Genomic DNA, 20,514 nt, shown 5'->3' with positions numbered 1-20,514 from the left:
CAGATGACCAAGATCGACGAGCTCCCGATCCGGGACGAGCTGCGCGGCAAGTCCCCCTACGGCGCGCCGCAGCTGGACGTCCCGGTGCGCCTCAACACCAACGAGAACCCCTACCCGCTCCCCGAACCGCTGGTGCAGCGGATCGCCGAGCGGGTCACCGAGGCCGCCCGCCAGCTCAACCGCTACCCCGACCGGGACGCGGTCGAGCTGCGCACCGCGCTGGCCGCCTACCTCACCCGCACCGCGGGCCACGCGGTCACCACCGGCCAGGTCTGGGCCGCCAACGGCTCCAACGAGGTCATCCAGCAGCTGCTGCAGACCTTCGGCGGCCCCGGCCGCACCGCCCTCGGCTTCGAGCCGTCGTACTCCATGCACGCGTTGATCTCGCGCGGCACCGGCACCGGCTGGATCTCCGGCCCGCGCCACGACGACTTCACCATCGACGTCGAGGCGGCCAAGGCGGCGATCGCCGAGCACCGGCCCGACGTGGTCTTCGTCTGCTCGCCGAACAACCCCACCGGCACCGCCGTCGAGGCCGACACCGTCCTTGAGCTGTACGAGGCGGCCCAGGCCGCCCGCGCCGACGCCGCCGGGGCGCTGGTCGTCCTCGACGAGGCGTACGGCGAGTTCAGCCACCACCCCTCGCTGCTGCCGCTGATCGAGGGCCGGCCCAACCTGGTGCTCTCCCGGACCATGTCCAAGGCGTTCGGTGCCGCCGGGCTCCGCCTGGGCTACCTCGCCGCCGACCCGGCCGTGGTCGACGCGGTGCAGCTGGTCCGGCTGCCCTACCACCTCTCGTCCGTCACCCAGGCCACCGCGCTCGCCGCCCTGGAGCACACCGATACGCTCCTGAAGTACGTGGCACAGCTCAAGGAGGAGCGCGACCGCCTGGTGACCGAACTGCGCGCGATCGGCTGCCAGGTCGTCGCCTCGGACGCAAACTTCGTCCAGTTCGGCCTCTTCGACGACGCGCACGCCATCTGGCAGGCCATCCTCGACCACGGCGTGCTGGTCCGCGACAACGGCGTACCGGGCTGGCTGCGGGTCACCGCCGGCACCCCGGCCGAGAACGACGCGTTCCTCGACGCGGTGCGCGCGGTGCTCAAAGAACGCAGCCTGAAGGAGAACAAGCGATGAGCGGGGCGACCGCCAGGGTGGGGCGCGTGGAGCGCACCACCAAGGAGACGACGGTGCTGGTCGAGATCGACCTCGACGGCACCGGCCAGGTCGACGTGTCGACCGGCGTCGGCTTCTACGACCACATGCTCGACCAGCTCGGCCGGCACGGCCTCTTCGACCTCAAGGTCAAGACCGACGGCGATCTGCACATCGACACCCACCACACGATCGAGGACACCGCCCTCGCGCTGGGCGCCGCCTTCAAGCAGGCGCTCGGCGACAAGGTCGGCATCTACCGCTTCGGCAACTGCACCGTCCCGCTGGACGAGTCGCTGGCCCAGGTGACCGTCGACCTCTCCGGCCGCCCGTACCTGGTGCACACCGAGCCGGAGACCATGGCGCCGATGATCGGCACCTACGACACCACGATGACCCGGCACATCCTGGAGTCGTTCGTCGCCCAGGCGCAGATCGCCCTGCACGTCCACGTGCCCTACGGCCGCAACGCCCACCACATCGTGGAGTGCCAGTTCAAGGCGCTCGCCCGGGCCCTGCGCTACGCCAGCGAGCGCGACTCGCGGGCGGCCGGCATCCTGCCGTCCACGAAGGGCGCGCTGTAATGAACGGTCTGTCCACCGTCTTCATCCTGGTGGGGCTCTTCCTGCTCGGCGGGGTGTACTCGTTCTGGAAGCAGAAGATCCCCAAGTCCGTGATCGTCCTGATGGCCATCGCCTCGGCGATGTGCCTGGTGGCGGGCGTGATGCGACTGGAGGTGTGGAATTGAGCGCCGCGCAGTCGCCGGCCAGGAAAAAGGTCGTGGTCTTCGACTACGGCTTCGGCAACGTCCGCTCCGCCGAGCGCGCCCTGGCGCACGTCGGCGCGGACGTGGAGATCACCCGTGACTACGACACCGCGATGAACGCCGACGGGCTGCTGGTGCCCGGCGTCGGCGCGTTCGCCGCGTGCATGCGCGGACTGCGCGAGGCCCGCGGCGACTGGCTCGTCGGCCGCCGGCTGGCCGGTGGCCGCCCGGTGCTGGGCATCTGCGTCGGCATGCAGGTCCTCTTCGGCCGCGGCATCGAGCACGGCGTCGAGACCGCCGGCCTGGACGAGTGGCCCGGCACGGTCGGCCCGCTCAAGGCCGAGGTGGTCCCGCACATGGGCTGGAACACCGTCCGCGCCGCCGCGGACTCCCAGCTCTTCGCCGGGCAGCCCGCCGACGCCCGCTACTACTTCGTGCACTCCTACGCGGTCCACGACTGGGAGCTGGAGGTCGGCAACGAGCACCTCGCCCCGCCGAAGGTCACCTGGGCCACGCACGGCGAGCCGTTCGTGGCCGCGGTCGAGAACGGCGCGCTGTGGGCCACCCAGTTCCACCCCGAGAAGTCCGGCGACGCCGGTGCCCAGCTCCTCACCAACTGGATCAGAACCCTGTGAGCCCCGTGAACGCTGTGAAGAAGCTTGAACTGCTGCCCGCCGTCGACGTCCGCGACGGCCAGGCCGTTCGCCTGGTGCACGGCGAGTCCGGCTCCGAGACGTCCTACGGTGACCCGTTGCAGGCCGCCCTGACCTGGCAGCGGGCCGGCGCCGAGTGGCTGCACCTGGTCGATCTGGACGCCGCCTTCGGCACCGGCGACAACCGCGCGCAGATCGCCGAGGTCGCCCGCTCCATGGACATCAAGGTCGAGCTGTCCGGCGGCATCCGCGACGACGACTCGCTGGCCGCCGCGCTGGCCACCGGCTGCACCCGGGTCAACATCGGCACCGCGGCGCTGGAGGACCCCGAGTGGGTCGCCAAGATCATCGCCGCGCACGGCGACAAGATCGCGGTCGGCCTGGACGTCCGCGGCACCACCCTGCGCGGCCGCGGCTGGACCCGGGACGGCGGCGACCTCTACGAGACGCTGGCCCGCCTGGACTCCGAGGGCTGCGCCCGCTACGTCGTCACCGACATCAACAAGGACGGCACGCTCCAGGGCCCCAACCTGGAACTGCTCAAGAACGTCTGCGCGGCCACCGACCGCCCCGTCGTCGCCTCCGGCGGCGTCTCCTCCCTCGACGACCTGCGCGCGATCGCCGCGTTGGTGCCCGAGGGTGTGGAGGGCTCCATCGTCGGCAAGGCGCTCTACGCGAAGGCGTTCACCCTCGAAGAGGCACTGGCGGCGGTGTCGTAGCCGCGGGTGCGCAACCGACCACCTGGGAGGCGGCGTGATGAGCATCGAGCGCGTACGGACCGACAGTCCGTGGGAAGAGACCATCGGCTTCGCGCGCGCGGTGGCCGCCGGCGACCGGGTCCTGGTCGCCGGCACCATGCCGCTGGTCGGCGGCGTACTCCAGGGCGAGGGTGACCCCTACGTCCAGACCAAGGTCGCCTTCGGGAACGCGCTGGCGGCGCTCAAGCCCTTCGGGCTGGGCGCCGCCGACGTCCTGCGCACCCGGATGTACCTGACCCACTTGCGGGACGTGGACGCCGCCGCCCGCGCCCACCGCGAGCTGTTCGAAGCCGCACCACCGGTCACGACCCTGGTCGTGGTCTCCGGCTTCGTCGACTCCCGCGTCCTGGTGGAAGTAGAACTAGAAGCGTTCCGGGACCCGTCCCCGGAAACCGAGTGAGAGGGCTGAACGACATGACCCTGGCGGTCCGCGTCATTCCCTGCCTGGACGTCGACAACGGCCGCGTGGTCAAGGGCGTCAACTTCCAGAACCTCCGTGACGCCGGGGACCCGGTCGAGATGGCGAAGGTCTACGGCGACGAGGGCGCCGACGAACTGACCTTCCTCGACATCACCGCCTCCTCCGGCAACCGCGAGACCACCTACGACGTGGTCCGCCGCACCGCCGAGCAGGTCTTCATCCCGCTCACCGTCGGCGGCGGGGTGCGCACCGCCGAGGACGTCGACAAGCTGCTGCGGGCCGGCGCCGACAAGGTCGGCGTCAACACCGCGGCGATCGGCCGCCCGGAGCTGATCAAGGAGATCGCCGAGCGGTTCGGCAGCCAGGTGCTGGTGCTCTCCGTCGACGCCCGCCGCACCGCGTCGGGATCCTTCGAGGTCACCACCCACGGCGGGCGCCGTTCGGCCGGGCTCGACGCCGTCGAATGGGCACACCGGGCCGCGGAGTTGGGCGCCGGCGAGATCCTGTTGAACTCCATGGACGCCGACGGCACCAAGGACGGCTACGACGTGGAGATGATCGAGGCGGTGCGTCGGCACGTCAGCGTCCCGGTGATCGCCTCCGGCGGCGCGGGCAAGCTCACCGACTTCGCCCCCGCGGTGGCGGCCGGTGCCGACGCGGTCCTGGCCGCCTCCGTCTTCCACTTCGGCGACCTGCGCATCGGCGAGGTCAAGGGCGCGCTGCGGGAGGCGGGACACCCGGTGCGGTGAACTCCCGCGTGCGGGCCCGGTGCCCGCACCGCACGGGGCCCCCGCCGCGAGGACGCGGCGGGGGCCCCGGTGCGTTCCGGCGGGCGCCGGGTCAGCGCTTCTTGCGGACCGCCCGGACGAACTCCCGGTTCATCTTGGTGATGCTGAACAGCGGGATGCCCTTGGGGCAGGCGGTGGCGCACTCGCCGGCCAGGGTGCAGCCGCCGAACCCCTCGTCGTCCATCTGGGCCACCATGTCCAGCACCCGGCTCTCGCGCTCCGGGGCGCCCTGCGGCAGCACGTTGAGGTGGTTGACCTTGGCGGAGGTGAAGAGCATCGCCGCGCCGTTCGGGCAGGCCGCGACGCAGGCGCCGCAGCCGATGCACTCGGCGTGCTCGAAGGCGAAGTCGGCGTCCGGCTTGGGCACCGGCGTGGCGTGCGCCTCGGGGGCGGCGCCGGTCGGCGCGGTGACGTAGCCGCCGGCCTGGATGATCCGGTCGAAGGCCGACCGGTCCACGACCAGGTCCTTCACCACCGGGAACGCCGCGGCCCGCCACGGCTCGATGTCGATGGTGTCGCCGTCCTGGAAGGAGCGCATGTGGAGCTGGCACGTGGTGGTCCGCTCCGGGCCGTGCGCATCGCCGTTGATGACGAGCGAGCACGCGCCGCAGATGCCCTCGCGGCAGTCGTGGTCGAAGGCGACCGGGTCCTCGCCCTTGAGGGTGAGTTCCTCGTTGAGGGTGTCGAGCATCTCCAGGAACGACATGTCGGGGGAGATGCCGTCCACCGCGTACGTGGACATGGTGCCCGGTGCGTCGGCGTTCTTCTGGCGCCAGACGCGCAGGGTGAGGGACATCGCGGGGGTCGTCCCCCGGGAGGCGGCGGTCATGCGTAGCTCCGCTGGGTGGGGTGGACGTACTCGAAGACCAGGTCTTCCGGGTGCAGGGTGGGGGCGGTGCCGGTGCCGGTGAACTCCCAGGCGGCGGCGTAGGAGAACGCCTCGTCCCGGCGGGCGGCCTCGCCGTCGGGCGTCTGCGACTCCTCGCGGAAGTGGCCGCCGCAGGACTCGCTGCGGTGCAGCGCGTCGAGGCACATCAGCTCGGCGAGCTCCAGGTAGTCGACGATCCGGTTGGCCCTCTCCAGCGACTGGTTGAACTCCTCGCCGGTGCCGGGCACCTTGATGCGCCGCCAGAACTCCTCGCGGATCTGCGGGATCCGGTCCAGGGCCTTGCGCAGGCCCTCTTCGGTGCGGGCCATCCCGCAGTACTCCCACATGAGTTCGCCGAGCTCGCGGTGGAAGGAGTCGGGGGTGCGGTCGCCGTCGACGGCGAGCAGCAGGTTCAGCCGGTCCTCGGTGTCGGCCAGCACCTCCTGCACGTCCGGGTGGTCGGCGCCCACCGCGTCGCCGTGCGGGTGCTTGGCGAGGTAGTCGTTGATGGTGGCGGGGAGGACGAAGTAGCCGTCGGCCAGGCCCTGCATGAGCGCCGAGGCGCCCAGGCGGTTGGCGCCGTGGTCGGAGAAGTTGGCCTCGCCGACCGCGAACAGGCCCGGGATCGTGGTCTGCAGGTCGTAGTCGACCCACAGGCCGCCCATCGTGTAGTGCACGGCCGGGTAGATCCGCATGGGCACCCGGTACGGATCCTCGTCGGTGATCCGCTGGTACATGTCGAAGAGGTTGCCGTACTTGGCCTCGACGGCCGCGCGGCCCATCCGCTGGATCGCGTCCGCGAAGTCCAGGTACACGCCCTGGCCGCCGGGGCCGACGCCGCGGCCCTCGTCGCAGACGTTCTTCGCGGCCCGGGAGGCGATGTCGCGCGGCACGAGGTTGCCGAACGCGGGGTAGATCCGCTCCAGGTAGTAGTCCCGCTCGTCCTCGGGGATCTCGTGCGCCGGCCGGGTGTCGCCCTTGGCCTTCGGCACCCAGATCCGGCCGTCGTTGCGCAGCGACTCGCTCATCAGCGTCAGCTTCGACTGGTGGTCGCCGGTGCGCGGGATGCAGGTCGGGTGGATCTGGGTGAAGCAGGGGTTGGCGAAGTACGCGCCGCGGCGGTGGGCCCGCCACACCGCGGTGGCGTTGGAGTTCATGGCGTTCGTCGACAGGTAGAAGACGTTGCCGTAGCCGCCGGAGGCGAGCACCACCGCGTCCGCGAAGTAGGTGGAGATCTTCCCGGTGATCAGGTCGCGGGCGACGATGCCGCGGGCCCGGCCGTCGACGACGAGCACGTCGAGCATCTCGGTGCGTGGGTGCATCTCGACGTTGCCCGCGGCGATCTGCCGGGACAGCGCCTGGTACGCGCCGAGCAGCAGCTGCTGGCCCGTCTGGCCGCGGGCGTAGAACGTCCGGGAGACCTGGACGCCGCCGAAGGACCGGGTGTCCAGCAGGCCGCCGTACTCGCGGGCGAACGGCACGCCCTGCGCCACGCACTGGTCGATGATCTCCACCGAGATCTGGGCCAGCCGGTGGACGTTGGACTCCCGCGCCCGGAAGTCGCCGCCCTTGACGGTGTCGTAGAAGAGGCGGTGGACGGAGTCGCCGTCGTTGCGGTAGTTCTTCGCGGCGTTGATGCCGCCCTGCGCGGCGATGGAGTGGGCCCGGCGCGGCGAGTCCTGGTAGCAGAACTGGACGACGTGGTAGCCCTGTTCGGCGAGGGTGGCGCCGGCCGAGCCGCCGGCCAGCCCGGTGCCGACGACGATGACCGTGTGCTTGCGGCGGTTGGCCGGGTTGACCAGCTTGGCCTCGAAGCGGCGGGTGTCCCAGCGCTCGGCGATGGGGCCGGTGGGGGCCTTGCTGTCGACGACCGGTTCCCCGGTCGTGAAGTCGGTGTAGGTCATGGTCAGCTCACCAATCCGGTCATGACGCCCACGGGGACGGCGATGAAGCCCAGGGTCAGCACCAGCGCGAGCAGGTCGGCCAGGGTCTTCAGGAGGCGGTCGCGGCTCCGGCTGCCGGCGCCGAGGGTCTGCGCGGCGCTCCAGAAGCCGTGCCGGACGTGCAGGCCGAGCGCGAGCATCGCGACGAGGTAGATGACGTTGCCGTACCAGGTGGAGAAGGTGTCCACGACGTTCTGGTACGGGTGGCCCGGCTGGAATCCGCCGGCGTGCACGGTGCCGGTGGTCAGGTCGAGGACGTGCCAGACGATGAACAGGCCGAGGATGATCCCGCCCCACCGCATCGTGCGGGTGGCGTAGCTGGCCCGCGGCTTCTTGTGCACGTACTTCGTCGGGCGGGCCTTGATGTCGCGCCGGCTGAGCTGGTACGCGGAGGTGGCGTGCGCGACGACGGCGGCCACCAGGACCACGCGGAACACCCAGAGCGTCCACTCGTAGTGCATGAACGGCTCGCCGAGGGTGCGCAGCCAGTGCGCGTACCCGTTGAAGGTGTCGGGCCCGAAGAAGATCTTCAGGTTGCCGAACATGTGGGCGACGAGGTATCCGAGCATGATCAGGCCGCTGACGGCCATCACTGTCTTCTTGCCGACGGTGGAGTCCCACAGTGCGCGCCCGCCCGTCGGCCCGCCGCCGGGGCGCCGCGGTGCGCGGTTCTTCTTCGGCGGCCGTTGGTCCGTCCGTGTTGCCAGTGCCATGAGTCCCGACGGTAGGGACGCGTTCGCCATCAGTCCAAGACATGGTCCAGCTGATCTCGATAGGCTGGCCCTATCGTTGCCTTATATTCCCCCCATGCAGCTACAGCAGCTCCGCTACTTCACGGCCGTGGCCGACACCCGCCACTTCACCCGCGCCGCCGAACGCGAACACGTCGCCCAGCCCTCCCTCTCCCAGCAGATCCGGGCCCTGGAACGGGAGTTGGGGGCCGAGCTCTTCCACCGCGCCCGTGGCCACATCACCCTGACCGACGCCGGCGAAACCCTGCTGCCGCTCGCCCGCCGGATCCTCGCCGACACCGAGACCGCCCGCCGTGAGGTCCAGGAGGTCGCCCAACTGCGCCGCGGCCGGCTGCGCCTCGGTGCCCCGCCCAGCCTCTGCGCCAGCCTCGTCCCCGACGTGCTGAGCGCCTTCCACGCCGCCTACCCGGGCGTCGACCTGATCGTCAGCGAGGACGGATCCCAGGACCTGGTGCGGGCCCTGGCCGACGGCGACCTGGACCTGGCGCTGATCATCACGCCGCTGCCCGGCCAGGCCCCGGCCCTGGCCACCGCGGAGCTGCTGCGCGAGGAACTGGTGGTGGTCTCCGCCCCAGGCCGTCCGGCACCGGTGACCGGCCGGCGCACCCGGATCCGCGTCGAGGACCTCCGCGGCCGCCCGCTCGCGATGTTCCGCCGCGGCTACGACCTGCGGGAATTCACCACGGCCGCATGCCGCGCCGCCGGCTTCGAACCCACCTTCACCGTCGAGGGCGGCGAGATGGACGCGGTCCTCGGCTTCGTCCGGGCCGGGCTCGGCGTCGCCGTCGTCCCCAGCATGGTCGCCGAACGCTCCGGCCTGCGCATCACGCCGTTCGCCACCCCCGGCATGCACCGCGTGATCTCCGTCGCCCACCGCGGCGACGTCTCACCGCCGCGCGCCGCCCGCGAACTGGACCGCATCCTGCGCGCGCACCTGGCCGACGACGTGCCCTTCGGCGACGCCCCCTGAAGAGCGGCGCCCGCCGGGGAAGGCCCCGGCGCCGCGCCCCGTCAGACCCCCAGCTTCGCCGCCCGCAGCTTCGCCACCGCGTCCGGCTCGCCGTCCAGCTCCACCTTCGCCGCGGCCAGCCGGCCGAAGGCGAACATCGTCAGCTCGCCCGGCTCGCCGGTGACCGTCACCACCGGAGCACCCCGGTGCGCCACCACGGTCTGCCCGTCCGGCCGCCGCAGCACCACGCCGACCGGCGCCTTCCGGCCCAGCACCCGGGCCGCCCGCTCCAGCCGCGCCCACAGCGCGTCCGCGAAGACCGGGTCCAGCTCGCGCGGCGTCCAGTCCGGCTGGGCCCGCCGCACGTCCTCGGCGTGCACGTAGAACTCGACGGTGTTCGACGCCTCGTCGATCTGCTTCAGCGCGAACGGCGACATCTTCGGCGGACCCGTCCTGATCAGGCCGATCAGCTCCTCGTACGGCTTCGCGGCGAACTCCGCCTGCACCCGCTCGAGCCGCGCCGCCAGCGGCTTCAGCACGATCCCCGCGGACGCGTCCGTGCGCCGCTCGCGGACCACCAGGTGCGCGGCCAGGTCCCGCGTCGTCCAGTCGTCGCAGAGCGTCGGCGCCTCCGGGCCCGCGCTCTCCAACAGGTCGGCCAGAAGGAGCCGTTCACGCTTCGCATGGGTCGACATACCGCCAGCCTACGACCGCTGCGCGTCCCCTGCCACGGCGCACCCGCCCCGGCCCCGCGCCGCCGTCACCAGTGCAGCACGACCACCGCCACCACCACGGCCGCCACCAGCGACGCCACGAACACCGCGGCCAACACCCGTACCGCGACCTTCGCCGTCCGGTCCGGGTCCGGCGGCGGCGCAGCGGGGGGCGCGGCGGTGGAGCCGGCGCGTGCGTCCGGGGGCTGCTGGTCCATTCCAGCAGGATGCCGCACGGCACAATGGACCCATGACCAGCAGTCGCGCCACCGCCCCCGCCCTGGACCCCGCCGTCGCCGCCCGCCTCAAGCGCGACGCGGACGGCCTCTTCCCGGCCATCGCCCAGCAGTACGACACCGGGGAAGTGCTGATGCTCGGCTGGATGGACGACGAGGCGCTGCACCGCACCCTGACCACCGGCCGCTGCACGTACTGGTCCCGCAGTCGCCGCGAATACTGGGTCAAGGGCGACACCTCCGGGCACGTCCAGTACGTGAAGTCCGTCGCCCTCGACTGCGACGCCGACACCGTGCTGGTCAAGGTCGACCAGGTCGGCGCGGCCTGCCACACCGGCGCCCGCACCTGTTTCGACGCCGACGTGCTGGCCGACGCCCCCACCGCCGACCAGTAGGCTCCGCTGCCATGACCACGGGAACCACCGGCACCGCCGCACCGGACCTCGACACCTTCCGCACGCTCGCCAAGGACCGACGGGTCATCCCCGTCACCCGGCGCCTCCTGGCGGACGGCGACACCCCGGTCGGCCTCTACCGCAAGCTCGCCGCCGAGCGCCCCGGCACCTTCCTCCTCGAATCCGCTGAGAACGGCCGCACGTGGTCGCGGTACTCGTTCATCGGCGTCCGCAGCGCCGCGACGCTCACCACCCGCGACGGGCAGGCGCACTGGCTCGGCAGCCCACCCGTCGGCGTCCCCACCGACGGCGACCCGCTCGCCGCGCTGCGCGCCACCGTCGAGACCCTGCACACTCCCCGCGACCTCATCGAGGGCGAGGGCCTGCCGCCCTTCACCGGCGGCATGGTCGGCTACCTCGGCTACGACGTCGTGCGCCGCCTGGAGAAGGTCGGCGACCACACCACCGACGACCTCGGCCTGCCCGAGCTGACCATGCTGCTCACCTCCGACCTCGCGGTCCTGGACCACTGGAGCGGCACGGTCCTGCTGATCGCCAACGCGATCAACCACAACGACCTGGAATCCGGCATCGACGAGGCGTACGCGGACGCGGTGGCCCGGCTGGACGCCATGGCCGACGACCTGTCCCGCCCCGCGCCCGCGAGCGCCGCCGCGCTCCCGCCGGCCTCCGTGCCCACCTACACCGGCAAGTGGGGCGGCGAGGCGTTCATGGCCGCCGTCGAGGACGTCAAGGAGCGCATCCGCGCCGGCGAGGCGTTCCAGGTGGTGCCCTCGCAGCGGTTCGAAACCCCCTGCACGGCCAGCGCGTTGGACGTCTACCGCGTGCTGCGGGCCACCAATCCCAGCCCGTACATGTACCTCTTCCGTTTCGAGGGCGACGACGGCCGCGCCTTCGACGTGGTCGGCTCCAGTCCCGAGGCGCTGGTCAAGGTCGAGGACGGCCGGGCCATGGTGCACCCGATCGCCGGCACCCGCCCGCGCGGCGCCACCGTCCAGGAGGACCAGGCGCTCGCCGACGAGTTGATGGCCGACCCCAAGGAGCGCGCCGAGCACCTGATGCTGGTCGACCTGGGCCGCAACGACCTGGGCCGGGTCTGCGAGCCCGGCAGCGTCGAGGTGGTCGACTTCATGTCCGTCGAGCGCTACAGCCACGTCATGCACATCGTCTCCACGGTCACCGGCACGGTCGCCGCCGGCCGCACCGCCTTCGACGTGCTCACCGCCTGCTTCCCCGCCGGCACCCTCTCCGGCGCCCCCAAGCCGCGCGCCCTACAGATCATCGACGAACTGGAACCGACCCGGCGCGGCATCTACGGCGGCTGCGTCGGCTACCTGGACTTCGCCGGCGACTCCGACACCGCCATCGCCATCCGCACCGCCCTGCTGCGCGACGGCACCGCCTACGTCCAGGCCGGCGCCGGAATCGTCGCCGACTCCGACCCGGTCGCCGAGGACACCGAGTGCCGCAACAAGGCCGCGGCCGTCCTGCGCGCCGTCCACACCGCCAACCACCTGGGGAAATGATCCGGCGCACCCCCGCCCACCGGCGCACCGGGGCCGGTGGGCGATAGTGGTACGCGTGAGTGCCGCACCCCAGCCCCGTACCGACACCGAGCCGCCGCCGTCGCCGGCCCGGCCCGCGCGCAGCGCCAAGCGCTCCCTCGCCCCGGCCCTGCTGCTCGGCGCAGCCGGCGCCAGCCTGGCGCTGCTGGCCGCCGGCCGCACCTGGGCCCGGGGCACCGCGGTGCTCGCCCAGGGCGAGCTGCCGCGCACCGTGACCGGCGCCGACGTGACCGGGGTGCCCGGCGCGCTGGCGGTGGTCGGCCTGGCCGCCCTGGTCGCCGTCTTCGCGGTCCGCCGGGTCGGCCGGATCGTGGTCGCCGCACTGCTGACGCTCAGCGGCCTGGGCGTCACCGCCGCCGCCGCGCTCGGCTACGGCGACACCTCGGCGCTGCGCGAGAAGGCCGCCGACGCGGTCGGCCTGGCCGGCGCCGATGTGCATCACGTCACGCACACCGTCTGGCCCTGGGTGGCCGCCGCCGGCGGCGTGCTGCTGCTCCTCGCCGGCGTGCTGGCCCTGCTGTACGGCCGCTCCTGGCCCGCGATGTCGGGCCGCTACGAGCGCACCCCGGGCGGCGCCCGCGGCCCGCGGCGCGCCCCGGCGGCGCCGGACCTGGAGCGCCCCGAGGAGATCTGGAAGTCCCTGGACCGCGGCGAGGACCCGACCCGGTAAAAGGGTTCCGTCCGGCATCGGTGACAATGGACGACGACGGTTTCGCGCCCGGTCCCCGGCGCGACTTCAGCAAAGAGGAGCACCCCATGTCGAGCAGTGGCCACGGACACACCCCCGCCGCCTGGACCGGCGTCATCATCGCGTTCATCGGCTTCTGTGTGGCCGGCGTCTTCATCGTGATGGCCAACGTGGCCGGCTTCTGGGCGGGCATGGTGCTGATCGCCGCCGGTGCCGTCGTGGGCGGTCTGATGCGCGCCGCCGGCATGGGCAAGGAGCCGAAGCGCTCCGCCAAGGTCGCCCCGGCCAAGGTCCAGCCGCAGGAGGGCTGAGCCCCGCTCGGCAGCAACCCGAAGGCGCCGCTTCCCGCTTCCCGCTCCCCGTACGGCCCGCGCCCCGTACGGCGGCCGAGAAGCTGCGCCTTCCCGCTTCCGGTAGCAGCATCGGCACCGTGAGCGATCCCGTGGTACCGCTCGGGCCGGACGGCTCCCGGCCCGCCCGTCCGCTGCGCCGCCTCGCGGCACCGGTCGGCACCCTCGCGGCGGTGACCGCCGCCTTCGCTTATGTGGGCGCCGTCGACCCGAACGAACCGGGCCACTACCCCGTCTGCCCGCTCCTGCACCTCACCGGCCTGCTCTGCCCGGCCTGCGGCGGGCTGCGCAGCGCGCACGCCGTCGCGCACGGCGACCTCGTCACGGCACTGGGCGCCAACGCCCCGGCGGTCGCCGGCTACGCCGCGTTCGCGCTCTTCTGGCTCGTCTGGCTGGTCCGGGCGGCCCGCGGCCTGCCCACCGCCGGCCCGCGTCCCCGGCCGGTCCACTGGTGGGCGCTCGGCACGCTGCTGCTGGCCTTCGCGGTCGTCCGCAACCTCCCCTTCGGCGCCGGGCTGCGCCCGTGACCCGCACCGCGCCCAGGCCCCGGCGCCCCGCCGTCGGCGCCCCTCCCCGCGGCCCGGAGGTGTCCAGGGTGTGGGACCACGGTCCACCGGATGCGGGACCTGCCCCCGCAGGCGGATACCATCAGAGGACCGGTTGGGACAGTCGTCCGGTCCCACAGGTCACTGTCCACCTCCACCGTTCAAGAAGGAGGCCGCTCGCGTGAGCGTGCTCGATGAGATCATCGAAGGAGTCCGCGCCGACCTCGCCGAGCGGCAGGCGCGCGTCAGCCTCGACGAGCTCAAGGAGCGGGCCCGCAAGGCGCGCCCCGCGAAGGACGGTGTCGCCGCCCTGAAGGGCGAGGGCGTCCGGGTGATCTGCGAGGTCAAGCGCTCCAGCCCCTCCAAGGGCGCGCTGGCCGCCATCGCCGACCCCGCGGGCCTGGCCGCCGACTACGAGGCGGGCGGCGCCGCGGTGATCTCCGTGCTCACCGAGCAGCGCCGGTTCGGCGGCTCGCTCGCCGACCTGGAGGCCGTCCGCGCCAAGGTCGACATCCCGGTCCTGCGCAAGGACTTCATCGTCACCGCCTACCAGCTGTGGGAGGCCCGGGCCTACGGCGCCGACCTCGCGCTGCTGATCGTCGCCGCGCTGGAGCAGGAGGCGCTGGTGTCGCTGATCGAGCGGGCCGAGTCGATCGGGCTGACGCCGCTGGTCGAGGCGCACGACGAGGACGAGGTCGCCCGGGCGGTGGACGCCGGCGCCCGGATCATCGGGGTCAACGCCCGCAACCTCAAGACCCTGGAGGTCGACCGGGGCACCTTCACCCGGGTCGCCCCGGAGATCCCGGACCACATCGTCAAGGTCGCCGAGTCCGGCGTGCGCGGCCCGCACGACCTGATCGCGTACGCCAACGACGGCGCCGACGCCGTCCTGGTGGGCGAGTCGCTGGTGACCGGCAAGGACCCCAGGACCGCGGTCGCCGACCTGGTCGCGGCCGGTTCCCACCCGGCGATCCGGCACGGCCGGGACTGACCCGGTAGCCGAAGGCAGGACACTTTCGAGATGACCACCGTCCCCCGCCGCCCCGAGGCCAGCCGCTCCGCGCTGCCCTCGTGGCACCGTGGCTGCCGGGCCCCCGCCCGGCGGGTCCGGGGGCGCCGGGTCCGGTACCACATCGGCTCCGAACCGGGTCAGATCAACGGGATGCGATGGCGCCCGGGGACCGCGCGCTGACGCGCCCGTCCCCGTAACGGCGGCGCACCACCGCGCGCAGCAGTCGTCACGTCATCCCGTTCCACCGGACCTTGAGGGGCAGTGCGCCCCGGTCGAGGAGTGCTCAGATGTCCTCCGGAAGTTCCCGTTTCTTCCTTCCCGATCCGGAAGGCCACGTGCCCAGCGCCGAGGGCTACTTCGGCGCGTTCGGCGGCAAGTTCATCCCCGAGGCGCTGGTCGCCGCGGTGGACGAGGTCGCCGCCGAGTACGAGAAGGCCAAGGCGGACCCGTCGTTCGCCGCCGAGCTCGACGACCTGATGGTCAACTACACCGGGCGGCCCAGCGCGCTCACCGAGGTGTCGCGGTTCGCCGAACACGCCGGCGGGGCCCGGGTGTTCCTCAAGCGCGAGGACCTCAACCACACCGGCTCGCACAAGATCAACAACGTGCTGGGCCAGGCGCTGCTCACCAAGCGCATGGGCAAGACCCGGGTCATCGCGGAGACCGGCGCCGGCCAGCACGGCGTCGCCACCGCCACCGCCTGCGCCCTCTTCGGCCTCGAATGCACCATCTACATGGGCGAGGTCGACACCCGGCGGCAGGCCCTCAACGTGGCCCGGATGCGGATGCTCGGCGCCGAGGTCATCGCCGTGAAGTCCGGCAGCCGCACCCTCAAGGACGCCATCAACGAGGCGTTCCGCGACTGGGTCGCCAACGTCGACCGCACCCACTACCTCTTCGGCACGGTCGCCGGCCCGCACCCCTTCCCGGCCCTGGTCCGCGACTTCCACCGGGTCATCGGCGTCGAGGCCCGCCGCCAGATCCTGGAGCGCGCCGGCCGGCTGCCGGACGCTGCCGTCGCCTGCGTCGGCGGCGGTTCCAACGCCATCGGCCTCTTCCACGCCTTCCTGCCCGACGCGGACGTCCGCCTGATCGGCTGCGAGCCCGGTGGCCACGGCATCGAGACCGGCGAGCACGCCGCCACCCTCACCGAGGGCACCCCCGGCATCCTGCACGGCTCCCGCTCCTACGTCCTCCAGGACGAGGACGGCCAGATCACCGAGCCGTACTCGATCTCCGCCGGCCTGGACTACCCGGGCATCGGCCCCGAGCACGCCTACCTCAAGGACGTCGGCCGCGCCGAGTACCGCGCGGTGACCGACGACGCGGCGATGCAGGCGCTGCGGCTGCTGTCGCAGAGCGAGGGCATCATCCCGGCCATCGAGAGCGCGCACGCGCTGGCCGGCGCCCTGGAGATCGGCCGGGAGCTGGGCCCCGACGGCCTGCTGCTGGTGAACCTCTCGGGCCGCGGCGACAAGGACATGGACACCGCCGCCCGCTACTTCGGGCTCTACGACAACGACGGCCGCACCGGCGAGGGGGACCACTGATGGCGGGCAACACGGGCAACACGGGCAACATCGAACTCCTGTCGTCCGTGCTGGCGCAGGCCAAGGCGGAGGACCGGGCGGCCCTGGTCGGCTACCTGCCGGCCGGCTTCCCCACCGTCGAGGGCGGCATCCGCGCGATGACCGAGATGCTGGACGGCGGCTGCGACGTCGTCGAGGTCGGGCTGCCGCACAGCGACCCGGTGCTGGACGGTCCGGTGATCCAGACCGCCGACGACATCGCGTTGCGCGGCGGCGTCAAGATCGTCGACGTGATCCGCACGGTCCGCGAGGTGCACGCCGCCACCGGGGCGCCGGTGCTCTGCATGACCTACTGGAACCCGGTCGACCGCTACGGCGTCGAGCGGTTCGCCGCCGACCTCGCGGCGGCGGGCGGCGCCGGCTGCATCCTGCCGGACCTCCCGGTCGAGGAGTCCGAGGGCTGGCGCAAGGCCGCCGAGCAGCACGGCCTGGCCACCGTCTTCGTGGTCGCGCCGAGCAGCCGGGACGAGCGGCTGGCCAAGATCACCGAGGCCGGCAGCGGCTTCGTCTACGCCGCCTCCCTGATGGGCGTCACCGGCACCCGCGAGTCCGTCGGCCGGGAGGCCGAGGACCTGGTGGCCCGCACCCGCGCCACCGCCGGCGCCCGCAACGGGCTCCCGGTCTGCGTCGGACTCGGGGTCTCCAACCCCGAGCAGGCCCGTGAGGTCGCCCGGTTCGCCGACGGTGTGATCGTCGGCTCGGCGTTCGTCAAGTGCCTGCTGGCGGCGGACGACGACCTTGACGCCGGCCTCGCCGCGGTGCGCGGCCTCGCCGGCCAGCTGGGCGAGGGCGTGCGACGGGGCGGCGCGGTCCGCGACTGACACCGGCGGATCGTCCGATGGGGCGAACTTCGGAGCGGAGGGGTGCGACCGCGCCCCTCCGCCTCGTTGTCCCCGGGCGTGAACCACAACCATGACGGCCAGGACCGTGACCGAACGAACAGCGCCCGCGAGCGGCTGCAGGCACAGCGCACCAAGGACAGGACGCGCGCCCGGCGGATCCGCCAGGCGGTCGTCGGCGGCGCGGTGGTGGCGGCGCTCGCGGTGGCCGGCGGGGTCGCCGTCTGGGTGTCCTCCGGCGGCGGGTCCGGCAGCACCGGCGACACCGCCTTCGCCCTCCCCAAGAAGGCCAGCGACGGCGACAAGCCGGCGGTCCCGGTGGGCACGGCCGGCGCCCCCTCCACCCTCGTCGTCTGGGAGGACTTCCGCTGCCCGGCCTGCCAGCAGTTCGAGACCGGCTTCCGCCCGGTGATCCACCAACTCCAGGACTCCGGCCAGCTCAAGACCGAGTACCACCTCGCCACCCTGATCGACGGCAACGCCGGCGGGACCGGTTCGCTGAACGCCGCCAACGCCGCGCTGTGCGCCCAGGACGCCGGGAAGTTCCGCGAGTACCACGACGTCCTGTACTCCCACCAGCCGCCGGAGCAGCAGGACCGGTTCAGCGACAAGAAATACCTGATCCAGCTGGCCGGGAAGGTCGACGGCCTGGTGTCGGACGCGTTCACCACCTGCGTCCGCACCGGCCGTTTCGACGGCTTCGTGCGCAAGTCGAACCAGGCGTTCGCCCAGGGCGGGTTCCGCGGCACGCCGACCGTCATCCTGAACGGCAAGGACCTCGCGCAGGTCCAGGGCGGCCAGGTCACCCCCGCCGAGCTGAAGAAACTGGTGCTCGCGGCCAACAAGGGCAAGAAGGCGCCCGTCCAGGGCTGATCCACCGGGCGGCGGTACGGCCCGCCGCCCGGGCGGGGTCGTTACGCAGCCGTTGCCGGGCGGGTTGTCGTGAACCCGGCCCGGCGCGGTAGCGTCGGTCCTGCCATGGACCTCGCATTCATTCCCAGCCCGCCGACCGGTGTCGTCCATCTCGGCCCGATCCCGCTGCGTGGCTACGCGTTCTGCATCATCATCGGCGTATTCGTCGGCGTCTGGCTCGGCAACCGTCGCTGGGTGCAGCGCGGCGGCCGCTCCGGCACCGTCGCCGACATCGCCGTGTGGGCGGTGCCCTTCGGCCTGGTCGGCGGGCGCCTCTACCACGTCATCACGACGTACGAGCCGTACTTCGGCGAGAACGGTCATCCGCTCGACGCCTTCAAGGTGTGGCAGGGCGGCCTCGGCATCTGGGGCGCCGTCGCGCTGGGTGCCCTCGGTGCCTGGATCGGCTGCCGTCGCCGCGGCATCCCGATGCCGGCCTACGCCGATGCGCTGGCCCCGGGCCTGGCGATCGGACAGGCGATCGGCCGCTGGGGCAACTGGTTCAACCAGGAGCTGTACGGGAAGCCGACCGACCTGCCGTGGGCGCTCAAGATCGACCCGGATCCGGCCATCGGCCGCATCGGCGGCACCTACCACCCGACCTTCCTCTACGAGTGCCTGTGGTGCCTGGGCGTCGCGGCGCTGGTGATCTGGGCGGACAAGCGCTTCCGCCTCGGCCACGGCCGGGTCTTCGCGCTCTACGTCGCCGCGTACTGCGTCGGCCGCGCCTGGATCGAGTACATGCGCGTCGACGAGGCGCACCACATCCTCGGGCTGCGGCTGAACGACTGGACCTCGATGGTCGTCTTCGTCCTGGCGGTGGTCTACATGATCGTCTCCGCCAAGAAGGCCCCGGGGCGCGAGGAGATCGTCGAGCCGGAGTGGCAGCTCGGCGAGGGCGCCCAGGGCGGCGAGGGAGCGGCCGAGGTGAAGCTCACCAAGGACACCAAGGGCACCGAGGACGTCAAGGGCGCTGAGGACTCCAAGGGAGCGGCCGGAGGGAAGCCGGATCCGGCCGAGGCCGCCGGGAGCCAGGGCGGCGCGAAGACCTGACGCGACCGTCGTTCGTCCTTCCGACCGGAGCGCCGGGCGGACCCGCTCACCGCGGGACCGCCCGGCGCTCCGGCGTTCCGGCCGTGGTCCGGGTGGCGGGGCGCCCCGCCACCCGGACCGTCACCGCCCGCTGGCCTCGGTCACCGTGAGCCGCGCCGCGATGGCGTCGAACGCCTGCTCGTGGCGGAGGCGGCGGGCCCGGTCGCGGGCGAACACCTCGCGGGTGACGGCGGCGAGGGCGGCGGCCGGGGCGTGCAGGTCGAGTCGGCTGGCCCGGGCGACCTCGGTGTGCCAGTCGGCGGGCACCGCCGCCGCGCCGTTCAGGGCGCCGGCCAGGGCACCGGCCATCGTGGCGGTGGCGGCGCTGTCGCGTCCGTAGTTGACCGCGCCGAGGACGCCGGCCCGGTAGTCGCCGTCGGTGACCAGCAGCATGCCCAGGGCGATGGGCAATTCCTCGACGGCGTGCAGCCGGGAGGGCCGGCGGGCGCCCAACGACGGCTGGCGGTGGTCCGGGCCCACGGTGTCGAACGGCGCGACCGCGGCCCGCAGCGGCACCAGCGCGGACTCGTAGTCGGTGTGCGGCGCGGCGACGTCGCAGACCGCCTCGATCGCGGCCCGGGTGCCGTCCTTCGCCAGCCGCAGCGCGTGCCCGGCCACCGAGGCCGGGGTGGCGTCCGGGAGGAACGCGGCGGCCACCGCGGCGGCGAACACCCCGGCCGCCTCGCGCCCGTAAGACGCCTGGTGGGCGGCGGAGATGTCCAGCGCCTCGGCGTAAGCCCGGTCGGGATTGCCGGCGTTGACGACGCCGACCGGCGTCATGTACATCGCCGCACCGGAGTTGACGATGTTTCCGACGCCAGCCTCGCGCGGATCGGCGTGCCCGTAGTGCAGCCGCGCCACGATCCACTTCTCGGCGAGGAGGATCCGCTGCAACGGCAGCGCCTCGGCCTCCAGTTCGGGGATCCAGCGCGGCGTGCCGATCAGGTCCGGGACGAGGTGGTCGGCCACGTCGTAGGCGTCGAGGTGGTCGCGGACCGTCTCGTAGACGCGGACCAGTGCGTGGGTCATCAGGGTGTCGTCGGTGACGTGGCCGTCGCCCTTGTGGTACGGCGTGAGCGGTCTGGCGGTGCGCCAGTCGGTGTGGAACGGCCCGACGATGCCCTCGATCCGGCCGCCGTGCCGGGCCACGATCTGTTCCGGCGTCAGGCCCTCGGCCGGCCCGCCGAGGGCGTCGCCGACCGCGGCCCCGACGAGTGCGCCGCTCGCTCGGTCCTCCAGCGGGGCGACCTCGGGCGGCGCACCGGCCGGTCCGGGCTCCGGGACGGCGGCGTGGGACGCCAGGGGCCCTGCGGGGGCGGCCGGTTCCGGGGCCGGCGGCGTCGTGGTGGCGGTGGCGTCCGTCATCTGCGGGGCGTCCTTTCGCTGGGGGCGGCGGTCGCCGGGGCGGGTGGCGGTCGGCGGGGCCCGCGCGCAGTCGCTCCGGCGCGGTATCCGTCCCCCGCGGCGGGCCGACTGTCCTGCGCGGGCCGGCAGGGTCACCCGG

Annotated in this window: 25 protein-coding genes; 19 read left to right on the top strand and 6 right to left on the bottom strand. The window is 73.0% G+C overall.

Annotated elements, in window-relative coordinates:
* Positions 1 to 3 precede the first annotated feature (3 nt).
* The 7 genes from ABD385_RS05195 to hisF are packed head-to-tail and all read left to right on the top strand — an operon-like array spanning position 4 to position 4,502.
* Positions 4 to 1,137 (top strand): histidinol-phosphate transaminase, encoded by a 1,134-nt coding sequence (locus ABD385_RS05195; protein ID WP_344573750.1) that lies wholly within the window; start codon positions 4 to 6, stop codon positions 1,135 to 1,137.
* Positions 1,134 to 1,739 carry an imidazoleglycerol-phosphate dehydratase HisB gene (gene hisB / locus ABD385_RS05190; RefSeq protein ID WP_344573749.1) on the top strand — a complete coding sequence of 202 codons (606 nt, stop codon included), beginning with the start codon at positions 1,134 to 1,136 and terminating at the stop codon, positions 1,737 to 1,739. Before ABD385_RS05195 ends, hisB begins: the two co-directional genes overlap by 4 nt.
* Positions 1,739 to 1,903 (top strand): hypothetical protein, encoded by a 165-nt coding sequence (locus tag ABD385_RS05185; protein WP_016573061.1) that lies wholly within the window; start codon positions 1,739 to 1,741, stop codon positions 1,901 to 1,903. Before hisB ends, ABD385_RS05185 begins: the two co-directional genes overlap by 1 nt.
* The gene (gene hisH / locus ABD385_RS05180; RefSeq protein ID WP_344573748.1) at positions 1,900 to 2,556 is read left to right on the top strand and encodes an imidazole glycerol phosphate synthase subunit HisH; all 657 of its coding nucleotides are present in this window, start codon (positions 1,900 to 1,902) and stop codon (positions 2,554 to 2,556) included. The genes ABD385_RS05185 and hisH overlap by 4 nt, the downstream gene beginning before the upstream one ends.
* Before the next feature lie 14 nt (positions 2,557 to 2,570).
* A complete protein-coding gene (gene priA, locus ABD385_RS05175) occupies positions 2,571 to 3,293 on the top strand; it encodes a bifunctional 1-(5-phosphoribosyl)-5-((5-phosphoribosylamino)methylideneamino)imidazole-4-carboxamide isomerase/phosphoribosylanthranilate isomerase PriA (RefSeq protein WP_344573948.1) in 723 nt (240 codons plus the stop codon).
* Between the two features lie 37 nt (positions 3,294 to 3,330).
* Positions 3,331 to 3,732, top strand: coding sequence for a Rid family hydrolase (locus ABD385_RS05170; protein WP_344573747.1), 402 nt, complete (start codon positions 3,331 to 3,333; stop codon positions 3,730 to 3,732).
* 14 nt (positions 3,733 to 3,746) lie between these two features.
* Complete coding sequence (hisF, locus tag ABD385_RS05165) at positions 3,747 to 4,502, top strand: imidazole glycerol phosphate synthase subunit HisF (RefSeq protein ID WP_344573746.1); 756 nt, start codon at positions 3,747 to 3,749, stop codon at positions 4,500 to 4,502.
* 91 nt (positions 4,503 to 4,593) lie between these two features.
* On the opposite strand, the gene ABD385_RS05160 is transcribed toward hisF, so the two are convergent.
* From ABD385_RS05160 to ABD385_RS05150, 3 genes are read right to left on the bottom strand one after another with little or no spacing between them, the layout of a single operon-like run.
* Positions 4,594 to 5,337 carry a succinate dehydrogenase/fumarate reductase iron-sulfur subunit gene (locus ABD385_RS05160; protein WP_344573947.1) on the bottom strand — a complete coding sequence of 248 codons (744 nt, stop codon included), beginning with the start codon at positions 5,335 to 5,337 and terminating at the stop codon, positions 4,594 to 4,596.
* 29 nt (positions 5,338 to 5,366) lie between these two features.
* Positions 5,367 to 7,313 (bottom strand): fumarate reductase/succinate dehydrogenase flavoprotein subunit, encoded by a 1,947-nt coding sequence (locus tag ABD385_RS05155; RefSeq protein ID WP_344573745.1) that lies wholly within the window; start codon positions 7,311 to 7,313, stop codon positions 5,367 to 5,369.
* Positions 7,314 to 7,315: 2 nt separating this feature from the next.
* The gene (locus ABD385_RS05150; protein WP_425585346.1) at positions 7,316 to 8,065 is read right to left on the bottom strand and encodes a succinate dehydrogenase; all 750 of its coding nucleotides are present in this window, start codon (positions 8,063 to 8,065) and stop codon (positions 7,316 to 7,318) included.
* A gap of 94 nt (positions 8,066 to 8,159) precedes the next feature.
* On the opposite strand from ABD385_RS05150, the gene ABD385_RS05145 reads away from it, so the two are divergent.
* Positions 8,160 to 9,074, top strand: coding sequence for a LysR family transcriptional regulator (locus tag ABD385_RS05145; RefSeq protein ID WP_344573744.1), 915 nt, complete (start codon positions 8,160 to 8,162; stop codon positions 9,072 to 9,074).
* A gap of 41 nt (positions 9,075 to 9,115) precedes the next feature.
* Here the strand turns inward: ABD385_RS05145 and ABD385_RS05140 are convergent, their stop codons facing one another.
* Positions 9,116 to 9,748: a TIGR03085 family metal-binding protein gene (locus ABD385_RS05140; protein ID WP_344573743.1), complete on the bottom strand. Its 633-nt coding sequence runs from the start codon at positions 9,746 to 9,748 to the stop codon at positions 9,116 to 9,118.
* A 65-nt stretch (positions 9,749 to 9,813) separates the two neighbouring features.
* On the bottom strand, positions 9,814 to 9,984 hold the full coding sequence (locus tag ABD385_RS05135; RefSeq protein ID WP_275465091.1) for a hypothetical protein: 171 nt from the start codon (positions 9,982 to 9,984) through the stop codon (positions 9,814 to 9,816).
* A gap of 32 nt (positions 9,985 to 10,016) precedes the next feature.
* Between ABD385_RS05135 and hisI the strand changes: the two genes are divergently transcribed.
* The 11 genes from hisI to lgt all read left to right on the top strand — a co-directional run bounded on the left by hisI (position 10,017) and on the right by lgt (position 18,971).
* The gene (gene hisI, locus ABD385_RS05130) at positions 10,017 to 10,397 is read left to right on the top strand and encodes a phosphoribosyl-AMP cyclohydrolase (protein WP_233658147.1); all 381 of its coding nucleotides are present in this window, start codon (positions 10,017 to 10,019) and stop codon (positions 10,395 to 10,397) included.
* Positions 10,398 to 10,408: 11 nt separating this feature from the next.
* Positions 10,409 to 11,944: an anthranilate synthase component I gene (locus tag ABD385_RS05125; protein ID WP_344573742.1), complete on the top strand. Its 1,536-nt coding sequence runs from the start codon at positions 10,409 to 10,411 to the stop codon at positions 11,942 to 11,944.
* A 55-nt stretch (positions 11,945 to 11,999) separates the two neighbouring features.
* The gene (locus tag ABD385_RS05120; RefSeq protein ID WP_344573741.1) at positions 12,000 to 12,653 is read left to right on the top strand and encodes a TIGR02234 family membrane protein; all 654 of its coding nucleotides are present in this window, start codon (positions 12,000 to 12,002) and stop codon (positions 12,651 to 12,653) included.
* Between the two features lie 86 nt (positions 12,654 to 12,739).
* On the top strand, positions 12,740 to 12,982 hold the full coding sequence (locus tag ABD385_RS05115; RefSeq protein ID WP_037632767.1) for an HGxxPAAW family protein: 243 nt from the start codon (positions 12,740 to 12,742) through the stop codon (positions 12,980 to 12,982).
* 119 nt (positions 12,983 to 13,101) lie between these two features.
* Entirely contained in the window at positions 13,102 to 13,548 is a 447-nt protein-coding gene (locus ABD385_RS05110) for a DUF2752 domain-containing protein (RefSeq protein WP_344573740.1), read from the top strand.
* 199 nt (positions 13,549 to 13,747) lie between these two features.
* On the top strand, positions 13,748 to 14,557 hold the full coding sequence (trpC, locus tag ABD385_RS05105) for an indole-3-glycerol phosphate synthase TrpC (protein ID WP_331248881.1): 810 nt from the start codon (positions 13,748 to 13,750) through the stop codon (positions 14,555 to 14,557).
* A 30-nt stretch (positions 14,558 to 14,587) separates the two neighbouring features.
* Complete coding sequence (gene trpM / locus ABD385_RS05100; protein ID WP_344573739.1) at positions 14,588 to 14,758, top strand: tryptophan biosynthesis modulator TrpM; 171 nt, start codon at positions 14,588 to 14,590, stop codon at positions 14,756 to 14,758.
* A gap of 107 nt (positions 14,759 to 14,865) precedes the next feature.
* Positions 14,866 to 16,128: a tryptophan synthase subunit beta gene (gene trpB, locus ABD385_RS05095; RefSeq protein ID WP_344573738.1), complete on the top strand. Its 1,263-nt coding sequence runs from the start codon at positions 14,866 to 14,868 to the stop codon at positions 16,126 to 16,128.
* Positions 16,128 to 16,988, top strand: coding sequence for a tryptophan synthase subunit alpha (gene trpA / locus ABD385_RS05090; RefSeq protein ID WP_344573737.1), 861 nt, complete (start codon positions 16,128 to 16,130; stop codon positions 16,986 to 16,988). The genes trpB and trpA overlap by 1 nt, the downstream gene beginning before the upstream one ends.
* 78 nt (positions 16,989 to 17,066) lie before the next feature.
* Complete coding sequence (locus tag ABD385_RS05085; RefSeq protein ID WP_344573736.1) at positions 17,067 to 17,879, top strand: DsbA family protein; 813 nt, start codon at positions 17,067 to 17,069, stop codon at positions 17,877 to 17,879.
* 105 nt (positions 17,880 to 17,984) lie between these two features.
* On the top strand, positions 17,985 to 18,971 hold the full coding sequence (lgt, locus tag ABD385_RS05080) for a prolipoprotein diacylglyceryl transferase (protein WP_344573735.1): 987 nt from the start codon (positions 17,985 to 17,987) through the stop codon (positions 18,969 to 18,971).
* A gap of 120 nt (positions 18,972 to 19,091) precedes the next feature.
* Here the strand turns inward: lgt and ABD385_RS05075 are convergent, their stop codons facing one another.
* Positions 19,092 to 20,375 carry an ADP-ribosylglycohydrolase family protein gene (locus tag ABD385_RS05075; protein WP_344573733.1) on the bottom strand — a complete coding sequence of 428 codons (1,284 nt, stop codon included), beginning with the start codon at positions 20,373 to 20,375 and terminating at the stop codon, positions 19,092 to 19,094.
* Positions 20,376 to 20,514: the final 139 nt, after the last annotated feature.

Origin of the sequence: Streptomyces lunalinharesii, assembly GCF_039532155.1 — a bacterium.
GTDB classification, from domain to species: domain Bacteria; phylum Actinomycetota; class Actinomycetes; order Streptomycetales; family Streptomycetaceae; genus Streptomyces; species Streptomyces lunalinharesii.
The sequence above is the reverse complement of the archived record's forward strand: the minus strand, read 5'-3'. Positions and strand labels throughout refer to the sequence as shown.

Coding starts and splice junctions, on each gene's coding strand:
- hisI (WP_233658147.1), top strand. CDS start 10,017: ATGACCAGCAGTCGCGCCACCGCCCCCGCCCTGGACCCCGCCGTCGCC.
- trpA (WP_344573737.1), top strand. CDS start 16,128: ATGGCGGGCAACACGGGCAACACGGGCAACATCGAACTCCTGTCGTCC.
- trpM (WP_344573739.1), top strand. CDS start 14,588: ATGACCACCGTCCCCCGCCGCCCCGAGGCCAGCCGCTCCGCGCTGCCC.
- hisB (WP_344573749.1), top strand. CDS start 1,134: ATGAGCGGGGCGACCGCCAGGGTGGGGCGCGTGGAGCGCACCACCAAG.
- ABD385_RS05155 (WP_344573745.1), bottom strand. CDS start 7,313: ATGACCTACACCGACTTCACGACCGGGGAACCGGTCGTCGACAGCAAG.
- ABD385_RS05185 (WP_016573061.1), top strand. CDS start 1,739: ATGAACGGTCTGTCCACCGTCTTCATCCTGGTGGGGCTCTTCCTGCTC.
- ABD385_RS05170 (WP_344573747.1), top strand. CDS start 3,331: ATGAGCATCGAGCGCGTACGGACCGACAGTCCGTGGGAAGAGACCATC.
- ABD385_RS05115 (WP_037632767.1), top strand. CDS start 12,740: ATGTCGAGCAGTGGCCACGGACACACCCCCGCCGCCTGGACCGGCGTC.
- ABD385_RS05135 (WP_275465091.1), bottom strand. CDS start 9,984: ATGGACCAGCAGCCCCCGGACGCACGCGCCGGCTCCACCGCCGCGCCC.
- ABD385_RS05195 (WP_344573750.1), top strand. CDS start 4: ATGACCAAGATCGACGAGCTCCCGATCCGGGACGAGCTGCGCGGCAAG.
- ABD385_RS05140 (WP_344573743.1), bottom strand. CDS start 9,748: ATGTCGACCCATGCGAAGCGTGAACGGCTCCTTCTGGCCGACCTGTTG.
- ABD385_RS05145 (WP_344573744.1), top strand. CDS start 8,160: ATGCAGCTACAGCAGCTCCGCTACTTCACGGCCGTGGCCGACACCCGC.
- ABD385_RS05150 (WP_425585346.1), bottom strand. CDS start 8,065: ATGGCACTGGCAACACGGACGGACCAACGGCCGCCGAAGAAGAACCGC.
- ABD385_RS05160 (WP_344573947.1), bottom strand. CDS start 5,337: ATGTCCCTCACCCTGCGCGTCTGGCGCCAGAAGAACGCCGACGCACCG.
- ABD385_RS05075 (WP_344573733.1), bottom strand. CDS start 20,375: ATGACGGACGCCACCGCCACCACGACGCCGCCGGCCCCGGAACCGGCC.
- ABD385_RS05125 (WP_344573742.1), top strand. CDS start 10,409: ATGACCACGGGAACCACCGGCACCGCCGCACCGGACCTCGACACCTTC.
- trpB (WP_344573738.1), top strand. CDS start 14,866: ATGTCCTCCGGAAGTTCCCGTTTCTTCCTTCCCGATCCGGAAGGCCAC.
- hisF (WP_344573746.1), top strand. CDS start 3,747: ATGACCCTGGCGGTCCGCGTCATTCCCTGCCTGGACGTCGACAACGGC.
- lgt (WP_344573735.1), top strand. CDS start 17,985: ATGGACCTCGCATTCATTCCCAGCCCGCCGACCGGTGTCGTCCATCTC.